Annotated in this window: 18 protein-coding genes; 17 read left to right on the forward strand and 1 reads right to left on the reverse strand. The window is 44.3% G+C overall.

The annotated features are described in order from the left end of the window. Positions 1 to 16 precede the first annotated feature (16 nt). Positions 17 to 565: an N-acetylmuramoyl-L-alanine amidase family protein gene (locus tag BBH88_RS05830; protein WP_006828448.1), complete on the reverse strand. Its 549-nt coding sequence runs from the start codon at positions 563 to 565 to the stop codon at positions 17 to 19. Between the two features lie 167 nt (positions 566 to 732). Here BBH88_RS05830 and hprK point away from each other — a divergent pair, with 167 nt between their 5' ends. From hprK to rapZ, 17 genes are all read left to right on the forward strand, one after another. Continuing rightward, positions 733 to 1659: an HPr(Ser) kinase/phosphatase gene (gene hprK / locus BBH88_RS05835; protein ID WP_006828449.1), complete on the forward strand. Its 927-nt coding sequence runs from the start codon at positions 733 to 735 to the stop codon at positions 1657 to 1659. Between the two features lie 21 nt (positions 1660 to 1680). After that, the gene (gene lgt, locus BBH88_RS05840) at positions 1681 to 2493 is read left to right on the forward strand and encodes a prolipoprotein diacylglyceryl transferase (protein ID WP_006828450.1); all 813 of its coding nucleotides are present in this window, start codon (positions 1681 to 1683) and stop codon (positions 2491 to 2493) included. A gap of 20 nt (positions 2494 to 2513) precedes the next feature. Next, a complete protein-coding gene (locus BBH88_RS05845; protein WP_065537126.1) occupies positions 2514 to 3449 on the forward strand; it encodes a nucleoside recognition domain-containing protein in 936 nt (311 codons plus the stop codon). Beyond that, complete coding sequence (ppaX, locus tag BBH88_RS05850; RefSeq protein ID WP_065537125.1) at positions 3446 to 4102, forward strand: pyrophosphatase PpaX; 657 nt, start codon at positions 3446 to 3448, stop codon at positions 4100 to 4102. Before BBH88_RS05845 ends, ppaX begins: the two co-directional genes overlap by 4 nt. Then, complete coding sequence (locus tag BBH88_RS05855) at positions 4099 to 4611, forward strand: acyltransferase (RefSeq protein ID WP_006828453.1); 513 nt, start codon at positions 4099 to 4101, stop codon at positions 4609 to 4611. Before ppaX ends, BBH88_RS05855 begins: the two co-directional genes overlap by 4 nt. A 132-nt stretch (positions 4612 to 4743) precedes the next feature. Next, on the forward strand, positions 4744 to 5901 hold the full coding sequence (gene hisZ / locus BBH88_RS05860) for an ATP phosphoribosyltransferase regulatory subunit (protein ID WP_006828454.1): 1158 nt from the start codon (positions 4744 to 4746) through the stop codon (positions 5899 to 5901). After that, positions 5901 to 6527 carry an ATP phosphoribosyltransferase gene (gene hisG, locus BBH88_RS05865; RefSeq protein ID WP_006828455.1) on the forward strand — a complete coding sequence of 209 codons (627 nt, stop codon included), beginning with the start codon at positions 5901 to 5903 and terminating at the stop codon, positions 6525 to 6527. The genes hisZ and hisG overlap by 1 nt, the downstream gene beginning before the upstream one ends. Further along, a complete protein-coding gene (gene hisD / locus BBH88_RS05870) occupies positions 6524 to 7807 on the forward strand; it encodes a histidinol dehydrogenase (RefSeq protein WP_006828456.1) in 1284 nt (427 codons plus the stop codon). Before hisG ends, hisD begins: the two co-directional genes overlap by 4 nt. Further along, positions 7804 to 8391 carry an imidazoleglycerol-phosphate dehydratase HisB gene (hisB, locus tag BBH88_RS05875; RefSeq protein WP_197684182.1) on the forward strand — a complete coding sequence of 196 codons (588 nt, stop codon included), beginning with the start codon at positions 7804 to 7806 and terminating at the stop codon, positions 8389 to 8391. The genes hisD and hisB overlap by 4 nt, the downstream gene beginning before the upstream one ends. Then, on the forward strand, positions 8388 to 9017 hold the full coding sequence (gene hisH, locus BBH88_RS05880) for an imidazole glycerol phosphate synthase subunit HisH (RefSeq protein ID WP_065537124.1): 630 nt from the start codon (positions 8388 to 8390) through the stop codon (positions 9015 to 9017). Before hisB ends, hisH begins: the two co-directional genes overlap by 4 nt. Then, positions 9010 to 9738: a 1-(5-phosphoribosyl)-5-[(5-phosphoribosylamino)methylideneamino]imidazole-4-carboxamide isomerase gene (gene hisA, locus BBH88_RS05885; protein WP_065537123.1), complete on the forward strand. Its 729-nt coding sequence runs from the start codon at positions 9010 to 9012 to the stop codon at positions 9736 to 9738. The genes hisH and hisA overlap by 8 nt, the downstream gene beginning before the upstream one ends. Then, a complete protein-coding gene (hisF, locus tag BBH88_RS05890; RefSeq protein WP_006828460.1) occupies positions 9732 to 10484 on the forward strand; it encodes an imidazole glycerol phosphate synthase subunit HisF in 753 nt (250 codons plus the stop codon). The genes hisA and hisF overlap by 7 nt, the downstream gene beginning before the upstream one ends. Further along, a complete protein-coding gene (gene hisIE / locus BBH88_RS05895; protein WP_006828461.1) occupies positions 10481 to 11107 on the forward strand; it encodes a bifunctional phosphoribosyl-AMP cyclohydrolase/phosphoribosyl-ATP diphosphatase HisIE in 627 nt (208 codons plus the stop codon). Before hisF ends, hisIE begins: the two co-directional genes overlap by 4 nt. A gap of 81 nt (positions 11108 to 11188) precedes the next feature. Then, on the forward strand, positions 11189 to 12712 hold the full coding sequence (locus BBH88_RS05900) for a tetratricopeptide repeat protein (protein ID WP_065537122.1): 1524 nt from the start codon (positions 11189 to 11191) through the stop codon (positions 12710 to 12712). A gap of 69 nt (positions 12713 to 12781) precedes the next feature. Then, the gene (trxB, locus tag BBH88_RS05905) at positions 12782 to 13744 is read left to right on the forward strand and encodes a thioredoxin-disulfide reductase (RefSeq protein WP_065537121.1); all 963 of its coding nucleotides are present in this window, start codon (positions 12782 to 12784) and stop codon (positions 13742 to 13744) included. Between the two features lie 204 nt (positions 13745 to 13948). After that, positions 13949 to 14434: an NUDIX domain-containing protein gene (locus tag BBH88_RS05910; RefSeq protein WP_006828464.1), complete on the forward strand. Its 486-nt coding sequence runs from the start codon at positions 13949 to 13951 to the stop codon at positions 14432 to 14434. Further along, entirely contained in the window at positions 14427 to 15308 is an 882-nt protein-coding gene (gene rapZ / locus BBH88_RS05915; RefSeq protein ID WP_006828465.1) for an RNase adapter RapZ, read from the forward strand. Before BBH88_RS05910 ends, rapZ begins: the two co-directional genes overlap by 8 nt.

Here is a 15308-nt window from a genome sequence, read left to right on the forward strand (position 1 = left end):
TTCGATTGAAAAGTGTTCACCGGCTTGCATCGAAACAGGCGATCCCGAAACAGATGCCCAGTGCGCAGCGTTTCCGGTAGGCTGTAGACTTCAGCAGTTCTACTTCTTGCTTATGTGTCATAAAACCACATTCCACAAGAATTGCCGGCATGTGCGTATTGCGCAAGACAGCAAAGTCGCCGTGTTTAACTCCACGATCTTTTCGTCCTGTCACTTGTACTAGGGAGTGTTGGACCAAGGCTGCAAGTTCTTTGGTTGCTGTCTGGGGCCGATTGTAAGTATAGGTTTCTAGGCCGCTGGCAGTATTGAAAGTATTGCCCATTGCATTGGCATGGATAGAAACGAACAAATCTACCTTTAAGCGGTTTGCGAGTGCTGTGCGCTCGTGCAGCAGAACGTCCAGATCGCTTTGATGGCTGAAAAAAACATTATGTCCATCCAGGACTAACCGCTTTTTGACTTCTTCGGCAACTGCCGAATTAAAATAGAATTCTCTTAGCCTGCCATCTGGCGAGCGCTTTCCTGGCGTGTCAGGACCATGGCCAGCATCAATCATTATCTTCATTTTGAAAAACCTCCTTTTTTGGTCTATATAGTAGAAGGAAGCGTCAAAGGGGACAAAAATCTTCAAATATATTTTTTCCATGTTAAAATAAGAGCAAACCGCATGTAAAAAGAACAACTTCGACGAAAATTCGAAATAATGTGTGGATAAGGAATGAGGGGTAACAAATGGGACAAGTAACAACAAAGCAAGTGATGGAAAAGTTCGAGCTGGATTTAATCAGCGGTGACGAAGGCGTCGGCCGCCATATTCCCATCAGCGATATTTCAAGACCCGGTTTGGAAATGGCCGGTTATTTTACTCATTATCCAGCGAACCGTGTACAGCTGCTCGGCAAAACCGAGCTTTCTTTTTTTTCCATGCTATTACCGGAAGAGCGGCTGGACCGCATGATGAAATTATGTACCGACGATACACCGGCCATCATCGTTTCACATGGTGTTCCGGTACCGGAAGAATTGGTCATCGCTTCAAGCAATCGACATGTTCCGGTTATGACGACTCCAATGTCAACAACTCGTTTTTCCAGTTTGCTGACGAATTTTCTGGAAAGTCAATTGGCTCCAACAACAGCCGTCCATGGCGTGCTTGTTGATATTTATGGCGTAGGAGTTTTATTGACAGGTAAAAGCGGAGTCGGTAAAAGTGAGACAGCGCTAGAGCTTGTCAAAAAAGGTCACCGTCTTGTAGCGGACGATTGTGTGGAGATTCATCAGGAAGGGGAGAATACATTGGTTGGCCACTCTCCTCAACTGATCGAGCATTTGCTTGAAATCCGGGGAGTCGGCATTATTGATATTATGACCTTGTTCGGAGCAAGCGCTATACGTACGTTTAAGCGGATTTCCTTAGTGATTGACCTGGAGATTTGGGATCAGGAGAAAACCTATGATCGTCTTGGTCTGGAAGAAGAAAAGATGAGAATTATCGATACACATTTGACGAAGCTGACAATTCCTGTTCGGCCTGGGCGAAATTTATCCGTCATCATAGAAGTTGCAGCGATGAACTATCGCCTCAAACGAATGGGCATTAATGCTGCTGAAGAATTTTCAAATCGTCTGAATGACGTAATTGCACAAGATGCAAACTAAGCGAATGGGAAGGTGCACAAGATGTTTTCAATAGTGGCTTCAATAGACCCGACCGCTTTTTCACTCGGTCCGATTTCAGTTCAGTGGTATGGCGTCATTATCGCCGCTGGTATTGTCATTGCCTTTCTGGTGGGACAGCGTGAAATGGTCAAACGGGGACTGCATACTGAATATTTAACCGATTTGCTTATTTGGGCAGTACCGCTGGCGATTGTCGGTGCCCGTATTTACTATGTGGCATTTGAATGGGAGCATTACAAAGATAATCCCGGCCAAATTATCGCTATCTGGAATGGCGGAATTGCGATACACGGAGCATTGATTGCATCTGTGATTGTTGCTTATCTGTTTACTAAAAAGCGCAACACATCGTTCTTGAAAGTGGCGGATATATTAGCCCCAAGTATCTTGATTGGACAAGCGATTGGTCGCTGGGGAAATTTCATCAATCAAGAAGCGCATGGCGGAGAAATATCTCGAACTTTTTTGGAAAATCTGTTTATTCCTGATTGGATCATCAATCACATGTACATAGATGGAGCTTATTACCACCCGACTTTCCTTTACGAATCCTTGTGGAGTCTGGTGGGCATCATCATTTTGCTGTTGCTCCGCAAAGCCAGTCTGGTACGCGGCGAAATGTTTTTCTTCTATATGATCTGGTATTCTGTTGGCCGTTTCTTTATCGAAGGCATGCGGACAGATAGCCTTTATGTGGTCGGTGAACTTCGTGCCGCTCAGCTGGTGTCGGTCATTGCTGTCGTTATTGCAGTGGTATTGATCGTTTACCGCCGCCTATCAATCAAAAACCCGCCACACTATAAAGACAATTAACTAATGAAAAGAGCGATCAGATGTCGACTTTTAAAAATGGATTGAAAGCGGGGTTGAAGACGACTTGGTCTCTGGGAAAAATCATTTTTCCTATCACTTTGCTCGTCACGATGCTGCAATATACACCGGTTCTGCCTTTTATCATCGATTTGGTGGCACCAATCATGGGCGTATTCGGTTTAAGCGGCGATGCCGCCATTCCGCTGGTCCTTGGGAATGCGCTTAATCTGTATGCTGGAATTGCCGGTATCTTGTCCCTGGAATTAACGGTCAAGGAAGTTTTTATTCTCGCCGTTATGCTATCCTTTTCACATAATATCTTTATTGAAACCGGCGTAGCGCTGAAAGTTGGCGTCAAGCTATGGGTGGTGCTGGTGGTTCGTTTTGGACTCGCTGGACTGTCTGGAATCATCATTAATCTATTGTGGAAAGGCGGCGGTGAAGCCGCACAATACGGCTTTGCGCCTGAAGCAGCGGCCGCACCTGAAAGCTGGCTGGGGATTTTGCTGATCGGGCTTGAAAAAGCTTCGTTCGGCGTCCTGCAACTGGCGATGATCGTCATTCCGTTGATGATCATGATTCAAATTCTGAAAGACAAACAATACCTGCAAAAGATATCGAACTCGATGGGGCCGTTAACCCGCATATTGGGCGTAGAAAAAAATGCTTCTGTGACGCTTGCTTCCGGATTGGTTTTCGGACTGGCGATGGGAGCGGGGGTCATGATCCAGGCAGTTCAGGAAGATGGGGTCAGCAAAAAGGATGCGACATTAGTGTTCATTTTCCTAGTTGCCTGCCACGCAATAGTGGAAGATACGCTGATTTTTATTCCACTGGGGATTCCGATTTGGCCACTGCTGGCGATCCGCGTCGTCACTGCATTAGGCTTGACCATCTTTGTTTCCTATATGTGGCGTAAAGCGGAAGAAAAACAGAAGGAAGTGATTTCAACATGACACTGAAAAAGATTGACACCTTATTATTCGATTTTGATGGTACCTTGCTGGATACTAACGAATTGATTATCCAAACCTTTCTATCCGTTTTGGACGAGCATTATCCGGGACGTTTTGACCGAGGGGAAGTGTTGCATTTTATTGGTCCGTCGCTGGAGCAGACATTTACAGCTATTGACCCCGAGCGTGTGGAAGAGCTGACAGTTCAATACCGTGCCCTCAACCGAATCATGCACGATGATTTGGTTGAGGAATACGAGGGCGTGGTGGAAACGCTGCGCCTGCTGAAAACACAAGGGTTGAAAATGGCGATTGTATCGACGAAAAGAAGCGAAACAATCCGTCATGGATTAGACTTAATGGGTATCAGCGATGTGTTTGATGTACTGGTCGGCCTAGATCATGTCAGCAATCCAAAACCGGATCCCGAACCTTTACATCTAGCATTAGAGCAATTAGGTGCATCTCACGATGAAGCCTTGATGATCGGTGACAACTCGCATGATATCGAAGGTGGCAAAAATGCGGGAGTTCGAACTGCTGGTGTTGCTTGGTCGGTGAAAGGCGAAGACTTTTTGGCCAGTTTTAATCCTGACTTTATGCTTCAGCACATCAGTGATTTGCTGGTGCTGACTAAAGAGGCTGTGAAATGAGAAGGACACAACGTCATTTTGTAGAGGGACCAAATTCGCTTTGGCATATTTACAAAACGGTGCCGTTCTGGAAAGTGACCAAGAATTTTTTGGTGATCCAAACAGCTAGATACACGCCATTTTTACCTATGAAAAATTGGATGTATAAAAACTTTCTTAAAATGAATATCGGAAAGCATTCTTCTTTTGCATTGATGGTTATGCCGGATGTTATGTTTCCTGAAAAAATCACAGTGGGAGAAAACTCAGTAATTGGTTATAATACCACCATTCTTGCACATGAATATTTAATAGATGAATACCGACTCGGCGACGTGGTCATCGGAGACCACGTTATGATCGGAGCAAACACTACGATTTTGCCCGGCATTACCATCGGAAACGGGGCAATCGTTTCCGCTGCCACGCTCGTCCATAAAGATGTGCCAGCTGGAGCTTTTGTCGGCGGAAATCCGATGAACATCATCTATACAGCTGAACAAATGGCGGCGCGCCAAGCAAAATCCTGAAAGCATTCTTTGCTTTCAGGATTTTTTTCGAGTATATCTCTTGACGGTGGATGGAACAATGCGCTAAAATAAATATTACTTCATCACATTAGCGAACTAAAGTGAAAAAACCAATATTAGGGAGTTTTATAAATGACCATACAAATGTTCGAAAAACCGTTAGGCATGAGAGACGATTTTCCATTTATCGCGAAAAAGAAAGCGGAGCTACGCTCAAGTGGAACATCCATTATTCAGCAGGCAGGCTATGATCTGTTGCAGACACCAACTTTGGAATATTATGAAACGATCGGTAAAATTTCAGCAATCGCAGACAATGCCTTGTTCAAATTATTAGACAGCCAAGGTGAAACTTTGGTTTTGCGTCCTGATATGACTTCACCAATCGCGCGTGTTGCTGCAGCTAAACTATTGAAAGAAAAGATACCGGTAAGACTTGGCTATTATTCAAACGTTTTCCGTGCTCAAAAGCGAGAAGGCGGACGACCAGCTGAATTTGAACAAATGGGTGTGGAGCTGATTGGTGACGATTCAATATATGCCGATGCAGAAGTGATTCTTCTTGCGGGAAATATTATAAAAAAATTAGGTATCGAATCGAGTCGTTTCGTAATTGGACATACCCAATTATTGCAGTTGATTTTAGAAGATTTCGGGTTAAATCAAGAGCAAATTGAACAAGTTCATAGCGCATTTGTTTCAAAAAATAGTGTTGGCTTTGAAACTTTAGCAAAACAATTGCCTATCGAAGCGTCTAGAGTCGAATCGTTTATTGGCTTGATATCAACGACTACTGTAGAAGAATGGCAACAATGGATTGATCCTCATAACGCCAAACAAAGTTCTTTATTTGAAGACATGAAAAAGCTGAAAAACATATTAGATCGCAGCGGCTTAGCTGACGCGGTAACTTATGATTTGTCGTTTAACAGCCATATGACCTATTACACCGGCTTAGTATTTGAAGTGTATGCAACGGGCAGTGGTTTTCCACTCGGTAACGGTGGACGTTATGACGGCTTGATGAAACAATTTGGACTAGAGGTTGGTGCAACCGGCTTTGGATTACGCGTCGATCGTTTGCTAGAACTTATTTCAGCTGTTTCAGAACAACAAGAACATACGTTGATCTTATTTGATGAACGAAACGAAGAGCAAGCGGATGATGAAGCACAAAAGCTTCGTGAGCAAGGAGCGCGAGTCACGCTGCAATTTGCGCAATCAGTTTTAGCCATTGACGAATTCAGCAAACATTTTAGTAAGGTTCTACGATTGGAAGGTGCTAACTAATGGATGCATTAACGATTGCAATGCCTAAGGGCAGAATATTTGAAGAAGCTTACGAATTATTAGTGAAAGCAGGCTATGATTTGCCGAAAGAACTCGATGATTCACGAAAATTGATTGTCGAAGCGCCAAATGAAAATATTCGTTTTATTCTAGCTAAACCAATGGATGTTCCAGCTTATGTCGAACACGGAGTCGTAGACATTGGCATTGCTGGAAAAGACGTGATGCTTGAGCACGACCGAGATGTTTATGAATTATTAGACCTTGGCATCAGCCGCTGCTATATCGCAACTGCGGGTATGCCGGATACGCCGATGAATAAAGTATCTCCGCGTGTTGCGACGAAATACCCAAAAGTGGCGTCGCAATATTATCGTGGCAAAGGCGAACAAGTCGAAATCATCGAACTAAACGGTTCGATTGAATTAGCGCCAATGATCGGTTTAGCGGATCGTATTGTGGATATTGTCTCGACCGGCAAAACATTAAAAGAAAATGGCTTGGTTGAATATGAAAAAATTGTCGACATCACGTCGCGTTTAATTGCTAATCCGGTAAGTTATCGCTTAAAGCAAAAACGCATTACAGATCTAGTAGAAAGACTGAGAAAGCAGGCCATTTTATGAAAGTGACTCGTTTATCCTCAGGAATTTCCATCAGAAGAACAATTGCAGATGGAACCGGTCAGCAAGTTGCAGCAGTCAAAGAAATCATTCAAGATGTACGGGACAACGGAGATCAAGCGATGTTCCGTTATGCTGAGAAATGGGATGGCGCAAAATTATCTTCATTGCGTGTAACGGAAGAGGAAATTGCGCAAGCAGTCGAACGATTTGATCGTCAATTACTAGAGGACTTAACAGAAGCGGCAGCAAATATCCGTCGTTACCATGACAGTCAACAGCAAAAAGGCTACCAGCTAGACCACGATGACGGCTCTTACTTAGCACAGCGCGTTACGGCTATTGAATCGGCAGGCTTGTACGTACCAGGCGGAACAGCGGCTTACCCATCATCGGTGTTGATGAACGTCATTCCAGCACAAGTAGCAGGAGTGTCGCGCATCGTGTTGATCTCGCCTCCAGGAAAAGACGGCACTTTATCAGATGGTGTATTAGCTTCAGCTCATATTCTTGGTATTACAGAAGTTTATAAATCAGGTGGGGCTCAGGCAATTGCAGCTTTAGCGTATGGCACGCAGTCTATCGCTCCAGTTGACAAAATTACCGGTCCAGGCAATATTTTTGTCGCTTTAGCAAAACGACAAGTGAATGGCGACGTGGCTATCGACATGATTGCCGGACCGAGTGAAATCGCAATAATTGCGGATGATTCCGCATATGCTGACGAAGTGGCGGCGGATTTGTTGTCACAAGCAGAACATGATCCGATGGCGAGCGCTGTGTTATTAACGACTAGCGAAAAACTGGCCGATGCCGTTTCTAAAGAAATAGAGCGGCAATTGGCAAGCTTGCCTCGTGAAGCTATCGCTAGTCCAGCAATGAAAAATCATGGCATGATTTATCTAGGGGAAACGATAGAAGAGCTGATCACAGCCGCCAATCAACTAGCGCCGGAACATTTGGAAATCATGACGGAAGATGCAGAAGCAGTAGCGGAGAAGATTCGCCACGCTGGTGCCATTTTTATCGGAAGGTTTTCGTCTGAACCAATTGGCGATTATTTTGCAGGAACTAATCACGTGTTGCCAACGAACAGCACAGCACGTTTTTCGAGTGCTTTATCTGTTTATGATTTTATTAAACGAACCAGCATTATCCGTTATAGCGAACAGGCTTGGCAAAACAATAAAGAAAAAATCGCTCGTCTAGCACGCCTTGAAGGGTTAGAAGGACATGCGCGTGCAGTCGAATCACGGTCGTGGGAAAAGGGGAATCAATCATGAGAAAAGCTGAAATCAAACGCAATACCAATGAAACCAAAGTGGCCATCAATTTTTCCTTGGACGGCGAAGGCAAATCGGTAATTGATACAGGTGTTCCATTTATGGACCATATGCTGGATTTGTTCATTAAACATGGTTTGTTTGATGGGGACATTAAGGCAGATGGCGATACGCATATCGACGACCACCACACGACTGAAGATATCGGCATTGTTTTAGGTCAAGCCGTTAAAGAAGCACTTGGCGATAAAAAAGGCATACGACGTTATGGCAATGCATTTGTGCCGATGGATGATGCGTTGGCTCAAGTGGTGATCGACTGTTCAAATCGTCCGCATCTGGAATTCCGTAGTCAGCCGCTGAACGAAAAAGTGGGAACGTTTGATACGGAACTGATTCAGGAATTTCTTTGGAAATTTGCGCTGGAATCACGGATGAATGTTCACGTTATCGTTCATTACGGAAAAAATACACACCATATTATCGAAGCGATATTTAAAGCACTAGCACGTGCGCTTGATGAAGCGACAGGGATCGACCCACGGGTTAAAGGCGTGCCATCAACAAAGGGGCTGTTAACATGATTATCGGTATCATTGATTACGGCATGGGCAATTTGTTTAGTGTCGAGCAAGCTTTGAAAAAACTGGAATGCACAGTGATCGTATCCGATGATCCTGCCGTATTGCTAGAAGCAGAAGGAATTTTGCTGCCAGGAGTCGGTGCTTTTCCAGATGCTATGGAGCTATTAAATGAAAAAGGACTTTCGAAATTTATTCAATCATTAAAGGAGAAAAACATCCCACTTCTTGGCATTTGTCTCGGCATGCAATTATTGTATGAAGACAGCTCAGAAGTAAAGTCGACTAAAGGTTTAGGCTTACTAACGGGACAAATCCGACGTTTTGAAAAAGGCACCTACCGGATCCCACATATGGGGTGGAACCGTTTGGAATTTTCACGGGTACCTTACTGGCTAGACGAAGTATTAAGCGATACGCATGTTTATTTTGTTCATTCCTTTTTGGCGGTCAATACAAATGAACAAGAAGTGTGGGCAACGGCAAGCTATGGCGGTCTTAATGTTCCAGGAGTAGTCGGTAACGGACTCATTACGGGCATGCAGTTTCACCCAGAAAAATCAGGTGATTTCGGTCATCACTTATTAGAGCAATGGATTTCAAATGTTAGGAGGAATCTACATGTCTAAATTTCTAATTTATCCCGCGATCGACTTAAGGGACGGCAAATGTGTACGCCTTTTTCAAGGAGATTATGCCCAGGAAACCATCTATGGAGATTCCCCAGTCGACATGGCTCGAAAATTCGTAGAAGCTGGTGCAGAGTGGATACATATGGTCGACTTAGATGGTGCCAAAGATGGCGTCCGAATAAACGATCAAGTGGTCATCGAAGCTGCAAAGCTCGGTGCTAAAGTACAGATAGGCGGAGGCATCCGGACACGTGAAGATATTCAGCATTATTTATCAAATGGTGTAACGCGTGTCATTATCGGCAGTCTAGCCATCCGTAATCCGGAACTTGCCGTGTCGTTGATTGAAGAATTTGGAGCTGACCAAATTGTCATCGGCATCGATGCGAAAGATGGCATGGCCGCGACAGAAGGTTGGATCGAGACATCTGGACAAGCAGCGACAGAAGTGGCGAATTATTTCGCGCAAAAAGGCGCAAAACATTTCATCTATACAGATATCGCAACAGATGGCACGTTAGCTGGACCGAATATTAAAGCCAACAAAGCGTTAGTGGGTGCTGAATCAGCACAAGTCATTGTTTCGGGTGGTATTGGTTCGCTTGAAGATGTACGAAATGTTAAAGAAGCATCTGCACAAAGTAATATCGCAGGTGTTATTATAGGGAAAGCACTTTATGAAAAACGTTTTACGCTGGAGGAGGCCTTGTCATGCTGACAAAACGCATTATTCCATGTCTTGATGTTAAAGAAGGGCGCGTCGTTAAAGGCGTTAGCTTTGTTTCGCTGCGTGACGCGGGGGATCCGGTTGAACTGGCTCGTTTTTATGATGAGCAAGGAGCGGATGAATTGGTGTTTTTAGACATCTCGGCTTCCCATGAAGGCAAAGAAACCATGGTCGAAGTAGTGAAAGTCGTCGCTACAGAGCTGTCGATCCCGTTTACCGTGGGCGGCGGCATTCGCAGTCTAGAGGACATGAAGCGCATGCTGCGTGCTGGTGCTGATAAAGTGTCTTTAAACACGGCGGCTCTTGACCGTCCGGAGCTGATCAAAGAAGGCGCAGATTTCTTCGGCTCTCAATGTATCGTAGTAGCCATTGACGCCAAGAAAAACGGCGATAGCTGGAACGTCTATACGCATGGTGGCCGCAATAAAACCGAGTGGGATGCAGTTGAATGGGCGAAAAAAAGTGTTGAGCTTGGAGCTGGTGAACTGTTGTTGACGAGCATGGACAAAGACGGCTCGAAAGACGGCTTTGATTTGGAGTTGACGCAAGCTGTGCGTGAAGCTGTAGAAGTACCGGTCATCGCCAGCGGAGGAGCAGGAAACAAAGAACATTTTAACGAAGTTTTTAAAACAGTAGACGCTGACGCGGCGTTAGCGGCATCTATTTTCCATTACAAAGAAACCAGCGTAGCTGAAGTAAAACAGTATTTACGGAAAGAGGGAGTGAATGTCCGATGACAACTATACAATATGATCAAAACGGGCTAATTCCCGTCATTATCCAAAATGCCGAAACAAAAGAAGTGTTGACTTTGGCTTATGCCAATGAAGAAGCTGTCCAAAAAACAATAGATACCAATGAAACATGGCTTTATTCAAGAAGCCGGAGTGAGCTATGGAACAAAGGTGCGACGAGTGGTAACACGCAAAAAGTGACAGCTGTGCGTTTAGACTGTGACGGTGATTCGCTAATCTACGAAGTAATCCCAAACGGACCAGCTTGTCATACCGGCAAAGTTAGCTGTTTTTTTGAAACCATCCACGGCGAGCACAATGAATCTCCAGGAGAAATGTTCGCGCAGTTAGCCTCATTAATCAAAACGCGTGAAGAAGAAATGCCTGAAGGAGCTTATACAACTTATCTATTTGAAGAAGGCGTAGACAAAATTTGTAAAAAAATAGGCGAAGAAGCAGCTGAAGTCATCATAGCAGCTAAAAATCGAGATGCTGAAGAATTGTCGATGGAAACAGCGGACTTGTTCTATCACGTTTTGGTGCTTTTGCAGGAACAAAAAGTGGAATTCAGCCAAGTGATTGATGTACTAAAAGAACGCCATGCCATAAAAACGACAAGTAAATAATAAGGGAATATGCTATAATTACAGCACATTTGAGTATAGGGATGATTTTAATCGTCTCTTTTACTTTTTCGGAGGCATATTTTGGAGAATAAAAAAATTAATACTAAAAATGTATTATCGTTTATTCCGACAGGGGAATATTATTACAGAAAAGCGCTGAAAGAACTTCAGCGTGAAAACTACCCGAAAGCACATAAGTATCTACGTCGCGCTTCAGAGCTGAGCCCGAAAGACCCGCTCATCCTGACACAATACGGCATCGTGTTGATGGAAATGCAGGAATTTGAACAGGCGATGGACATGCTGCACTTAGCACATGAATTGGATTCGAAAGAACCTGATATCCTTTTTTTCCTCGCAGAAGTCCATGCACACATGGGCTTGTTTTGGGATGCGCGAAAATACGCCAAAAAATACCTGGTCTATGAGACACAGGGAAAATATTCGGCTGAAGCGATGGAAATCGTTGATTTTGCGGAACAGGAAGATTGGCAGCTTTTTGATGACGATGGAGAATCGCAGGACAGCGAATGCTATTACCGCCAAGAAAAGGCGCGTCGGATGATGGAGCAGGGGGATTTTGCGGGAGCCATCGAACGGTTGGAAAAGCTGGTTGAAGAAAAGTCTGATTTCTGGGGAGCTTATAACAACTTGGCTTTGGCTTACTTTTATATTGGCGAAGCGGAAATGGCGAAAGCCCTTCTCCATGATGTGCTGCGGAGAAATACCGGCAACCTCCATGCGCTCTGCAACTTAGCAGTCTTTCATTATTATGAGAAAAATGCAGAACTGGACGATATCTTGGAGCTGCTGAAAAAGATTCAGCCCTATGTATTTGAGCATCGTTATAAATTGGGGGCGACATTTGCACTCGTCGGCAAATACAAAGAAGCCTACCGTTGGCTGAAAAGTCTTCAGAAACGCGGCTTTGACGGAGACCCGGCTTTTTACTTTTGGTTGTCGCATGCCGCCTACCATTCAGGGCACGAAGAAGCGTCACGCCAAGCCTGGGACCAGTTGAAAAAGATGGATTCCGACAAAGATGGTTATGAGCCATGGAGCGACCATTCAGCGATGCCGCACGCAGATGCACTCGAGCATGACCGTGATTATTTGGTGAAAAAATTGGACCATGCAAAAAAAAGTGAACGGTTATTCGGCTTGTTCCTACTCGGCAAATCAGCACATAAGCAGGAAGTTATCTCACATCCAAATTGGCTCGCGTCCGATCAGCCTTCTGTCTTGGAAACATTTGTATTGGGGTATGCTCTTGGCCACCCTTTCAAAAAAGAAATTCCGGCCGAGCAGGCATTCATGCGGGCGATGGAAGTTGCAGAGTATCTTTACGTCCAAAACGGCATGGTGACCGAGCAACAGGCTGAAGTTTTCCAACTGTGGTTCTTGCTGGTTGAAGAAGCATTCAGCCGGAATTACCCATTTAAGAATCCGGCAGCTTTAGCTTCAGCTGTCGAGTATATGATCCAATCTGCTAAAAATGAAAAAGCGACAAAAAAAGAACTGGCTGACAGTTTTGGCGTATCGGTCGCTACCTTGACAAAGTATGTAAAAGAATTGACCGCTTATTTGATGGATGCGGGATCATAGGCATAAAAGTTGAAGCTTTTGCCGGAATCTTATACGATTTAGCTACTGAGAAATAGGAGGCCTATCATTATGACTGAAACAAATACAATTTATGATGTAGTTATTATTGGAGCAGGACCAGCCGGTATGACTGCCGGTGTATACACTTCCCGCGCGAACTTGACGACCTTAATGCTTGAACGTGGTATTCCTGGAGGCCAAATGGCCAATACCGAAGAAATTGAGAACTATCCAGGCTTTGATCATATTTTAGGGCCGGACCTTTCAACGAAAATGTTTGAACATGCAAAGAAATTCGGTGCTGAGTATGCCTACGGCGACGTCACCGAAATTATCGATGGTGAAGAATTTAAGATCATCAAAGCCGGCTCGAAAGAATACAAAACACGCGCTATCATCGTAACGACTGGTGCAGAATACAAAAAAATGGGCATTCCCGGTGAAACTGAACTAGGAGGCCGTGGTGTCAGCTATTGTGCAGTGTGTGATGGAGCTTTCTTTAAAAAGAAGGAATTAGTTGTTGTCGGCGGTGGGGACTCGGCAGTTGAAGAAGGTGTCTACTTGACCCGTTTTGCGGACAAAGTAACAATCGTCCATAGACGCGATGAGCTTCGTGCTCAGAAAATCATTCAGGATCGCGCATTTGCCAACAACAAAATTGACTTTATCTGGAGTCATACTGTCAAAGAAATTCACGATGATGGAAATGGCAAGGTCGGAAGTGTTACTTTGGTATCGACTGATGACGACAAAGAAAGAGAATTTAAAGCAGACGGAGTCTTTATCTACATTGGCATGTTGCCGTTAACTAAGCCATTTGCCGAATTGGGTATCTTGAATACGGAAGGATACATTGTAACCAATGACAAGATGGAAACTAATGTCCCTGGAATTTATGCAGCAGGCGATGTTCGTGAAAAGACATTGCGCCAAGTAGTTACGGCAACAGGCGATGGCAGTATCGCAGCACAGGCTGCTCAACATTATATTGAAGAGCTGGTAGAGAAAATCGGTATGAAAACAAAAGCTTAATTTTTTCTTAATCATTCTGTAACGCGCTTGTCATGAATAGGGTCTATAGTAAGAAGAGTAAGTTGCCCCCCTTTTTAGAAAGAAATTTTGATGGCTGTTTTTCGAGTAACTCGAAAGATGGCCTCTTTTTTTGCGTTTTTTTGCATGACACACCAGGATAGATGTATAATGGAGTAAGTTTACAATAGATGCGGAGTGTCGAATGTGCAGCGAATCGCGAATTTATTAGTTATAAAAGATGGACAAGTTCTATTATTAAAAAAACCACGGCGTGATTGGTACGTGGCCCCCGGTGGGAAAATGGAAGCTGGAGAGTCGATTTTCGAAGCGGCAGTTCGGGAGTTTGAGGAAGAGACGAACGCAACACCAATCGGTACGCATTTAAAAGGCGTCTATACGATGATGATCCAGGAACATGACCAAATTGTGGACGAGTGGATGCTGTTCACGTTTGCAGCGAACAATTTGACTGGAGAGTTATTTGAAGAAACAACGGAAGGACTGCTGGAATGGCATCCGATGGAAGAGTTGGCAGTATTGCCAATGGCTGAAGGGGACCGTACCAATCTTCAGTTTGCGATTAGCCAGCAGGGAGTGCAATATGGAACTTTCTACTACACACCGGAATTTCAGCTAATAAAAGAGACCATCCAATCATCAACCGAAGAGGTGAACCGTCCCAATGGATAATCGTCAAGAAGAAACAGAGTTACTCATCATTACAGGCATGTCGGGAGCAGGCAAAACTGTCGCAATCCAAAGCTTTGAAGATTTAGGTTTTTTTACAATTGATAATTTACCCCCTGCACTGCTGCCCACTTTTATCAAATTGATGAGAGATTCAGGAAAATCGATGAAACGAGTAGCGGCAGTTATGGATTTGCGTGGCGGAGACTTTTTTGACAGCCTTGTAGACGCAATCGATCATTTGTCACAGGAACCGAACGTCTCCATCACTGTACTGTTTCTGGATGCGGAAAACCAGACACTGGTGAGCCGATACAAAGAAACAAGAAGGTCCCATCCCTTGTCACCGGGTGGATTGGTATTGGGAGGCATTAAAAAAGAGCGAGATATGCTAAGCGATCTTCAAGGAAGAGCCCAATATATCTACAACACGTCCGATATGACGCCCCGTCAGCTGAAAGAACGAATTATCGCTGATTTTTCAACAAAGTCCAGTAATGTCTTTACGGTGAATGTCATGTCTTTTGGATTTAAGCATGGAATGCCGATTGATGCCGATTTGGTTTTCGATGTGCGCTTTTTGCCAAATCCCTATTACATTCCAGAACTGAATCCATTATCAGGTCTTGATGAACGGGTATCAAGCTATGTTTTGAAATGGCAGGAAACACAGACTCTTCTCGAGAAATTGACGGATCTGCTGCAATTCATGATTCCACAATATAAAAATGAAGGAAAAGCGCAGCTAGTTATCGCTTTTGGCTGCACAGGTGGCCAACATCGCTCGGTTACTTTGGCTGAATACTACGGCAAGCTTCTAGCTGAAAACAATAAAGTTATCGTTACGCATAGGGACGTCAAAATAAGAAAGGAATGA

This window comes from Planococcus antarcticus DSM 14505 (assembly GCF_001687565.2).
Lineage (GTDB): Bacteria > Bacillota > Bacilli > Bacillales_A > Planococcaceae > Planococcus > Planococcus antarcticus.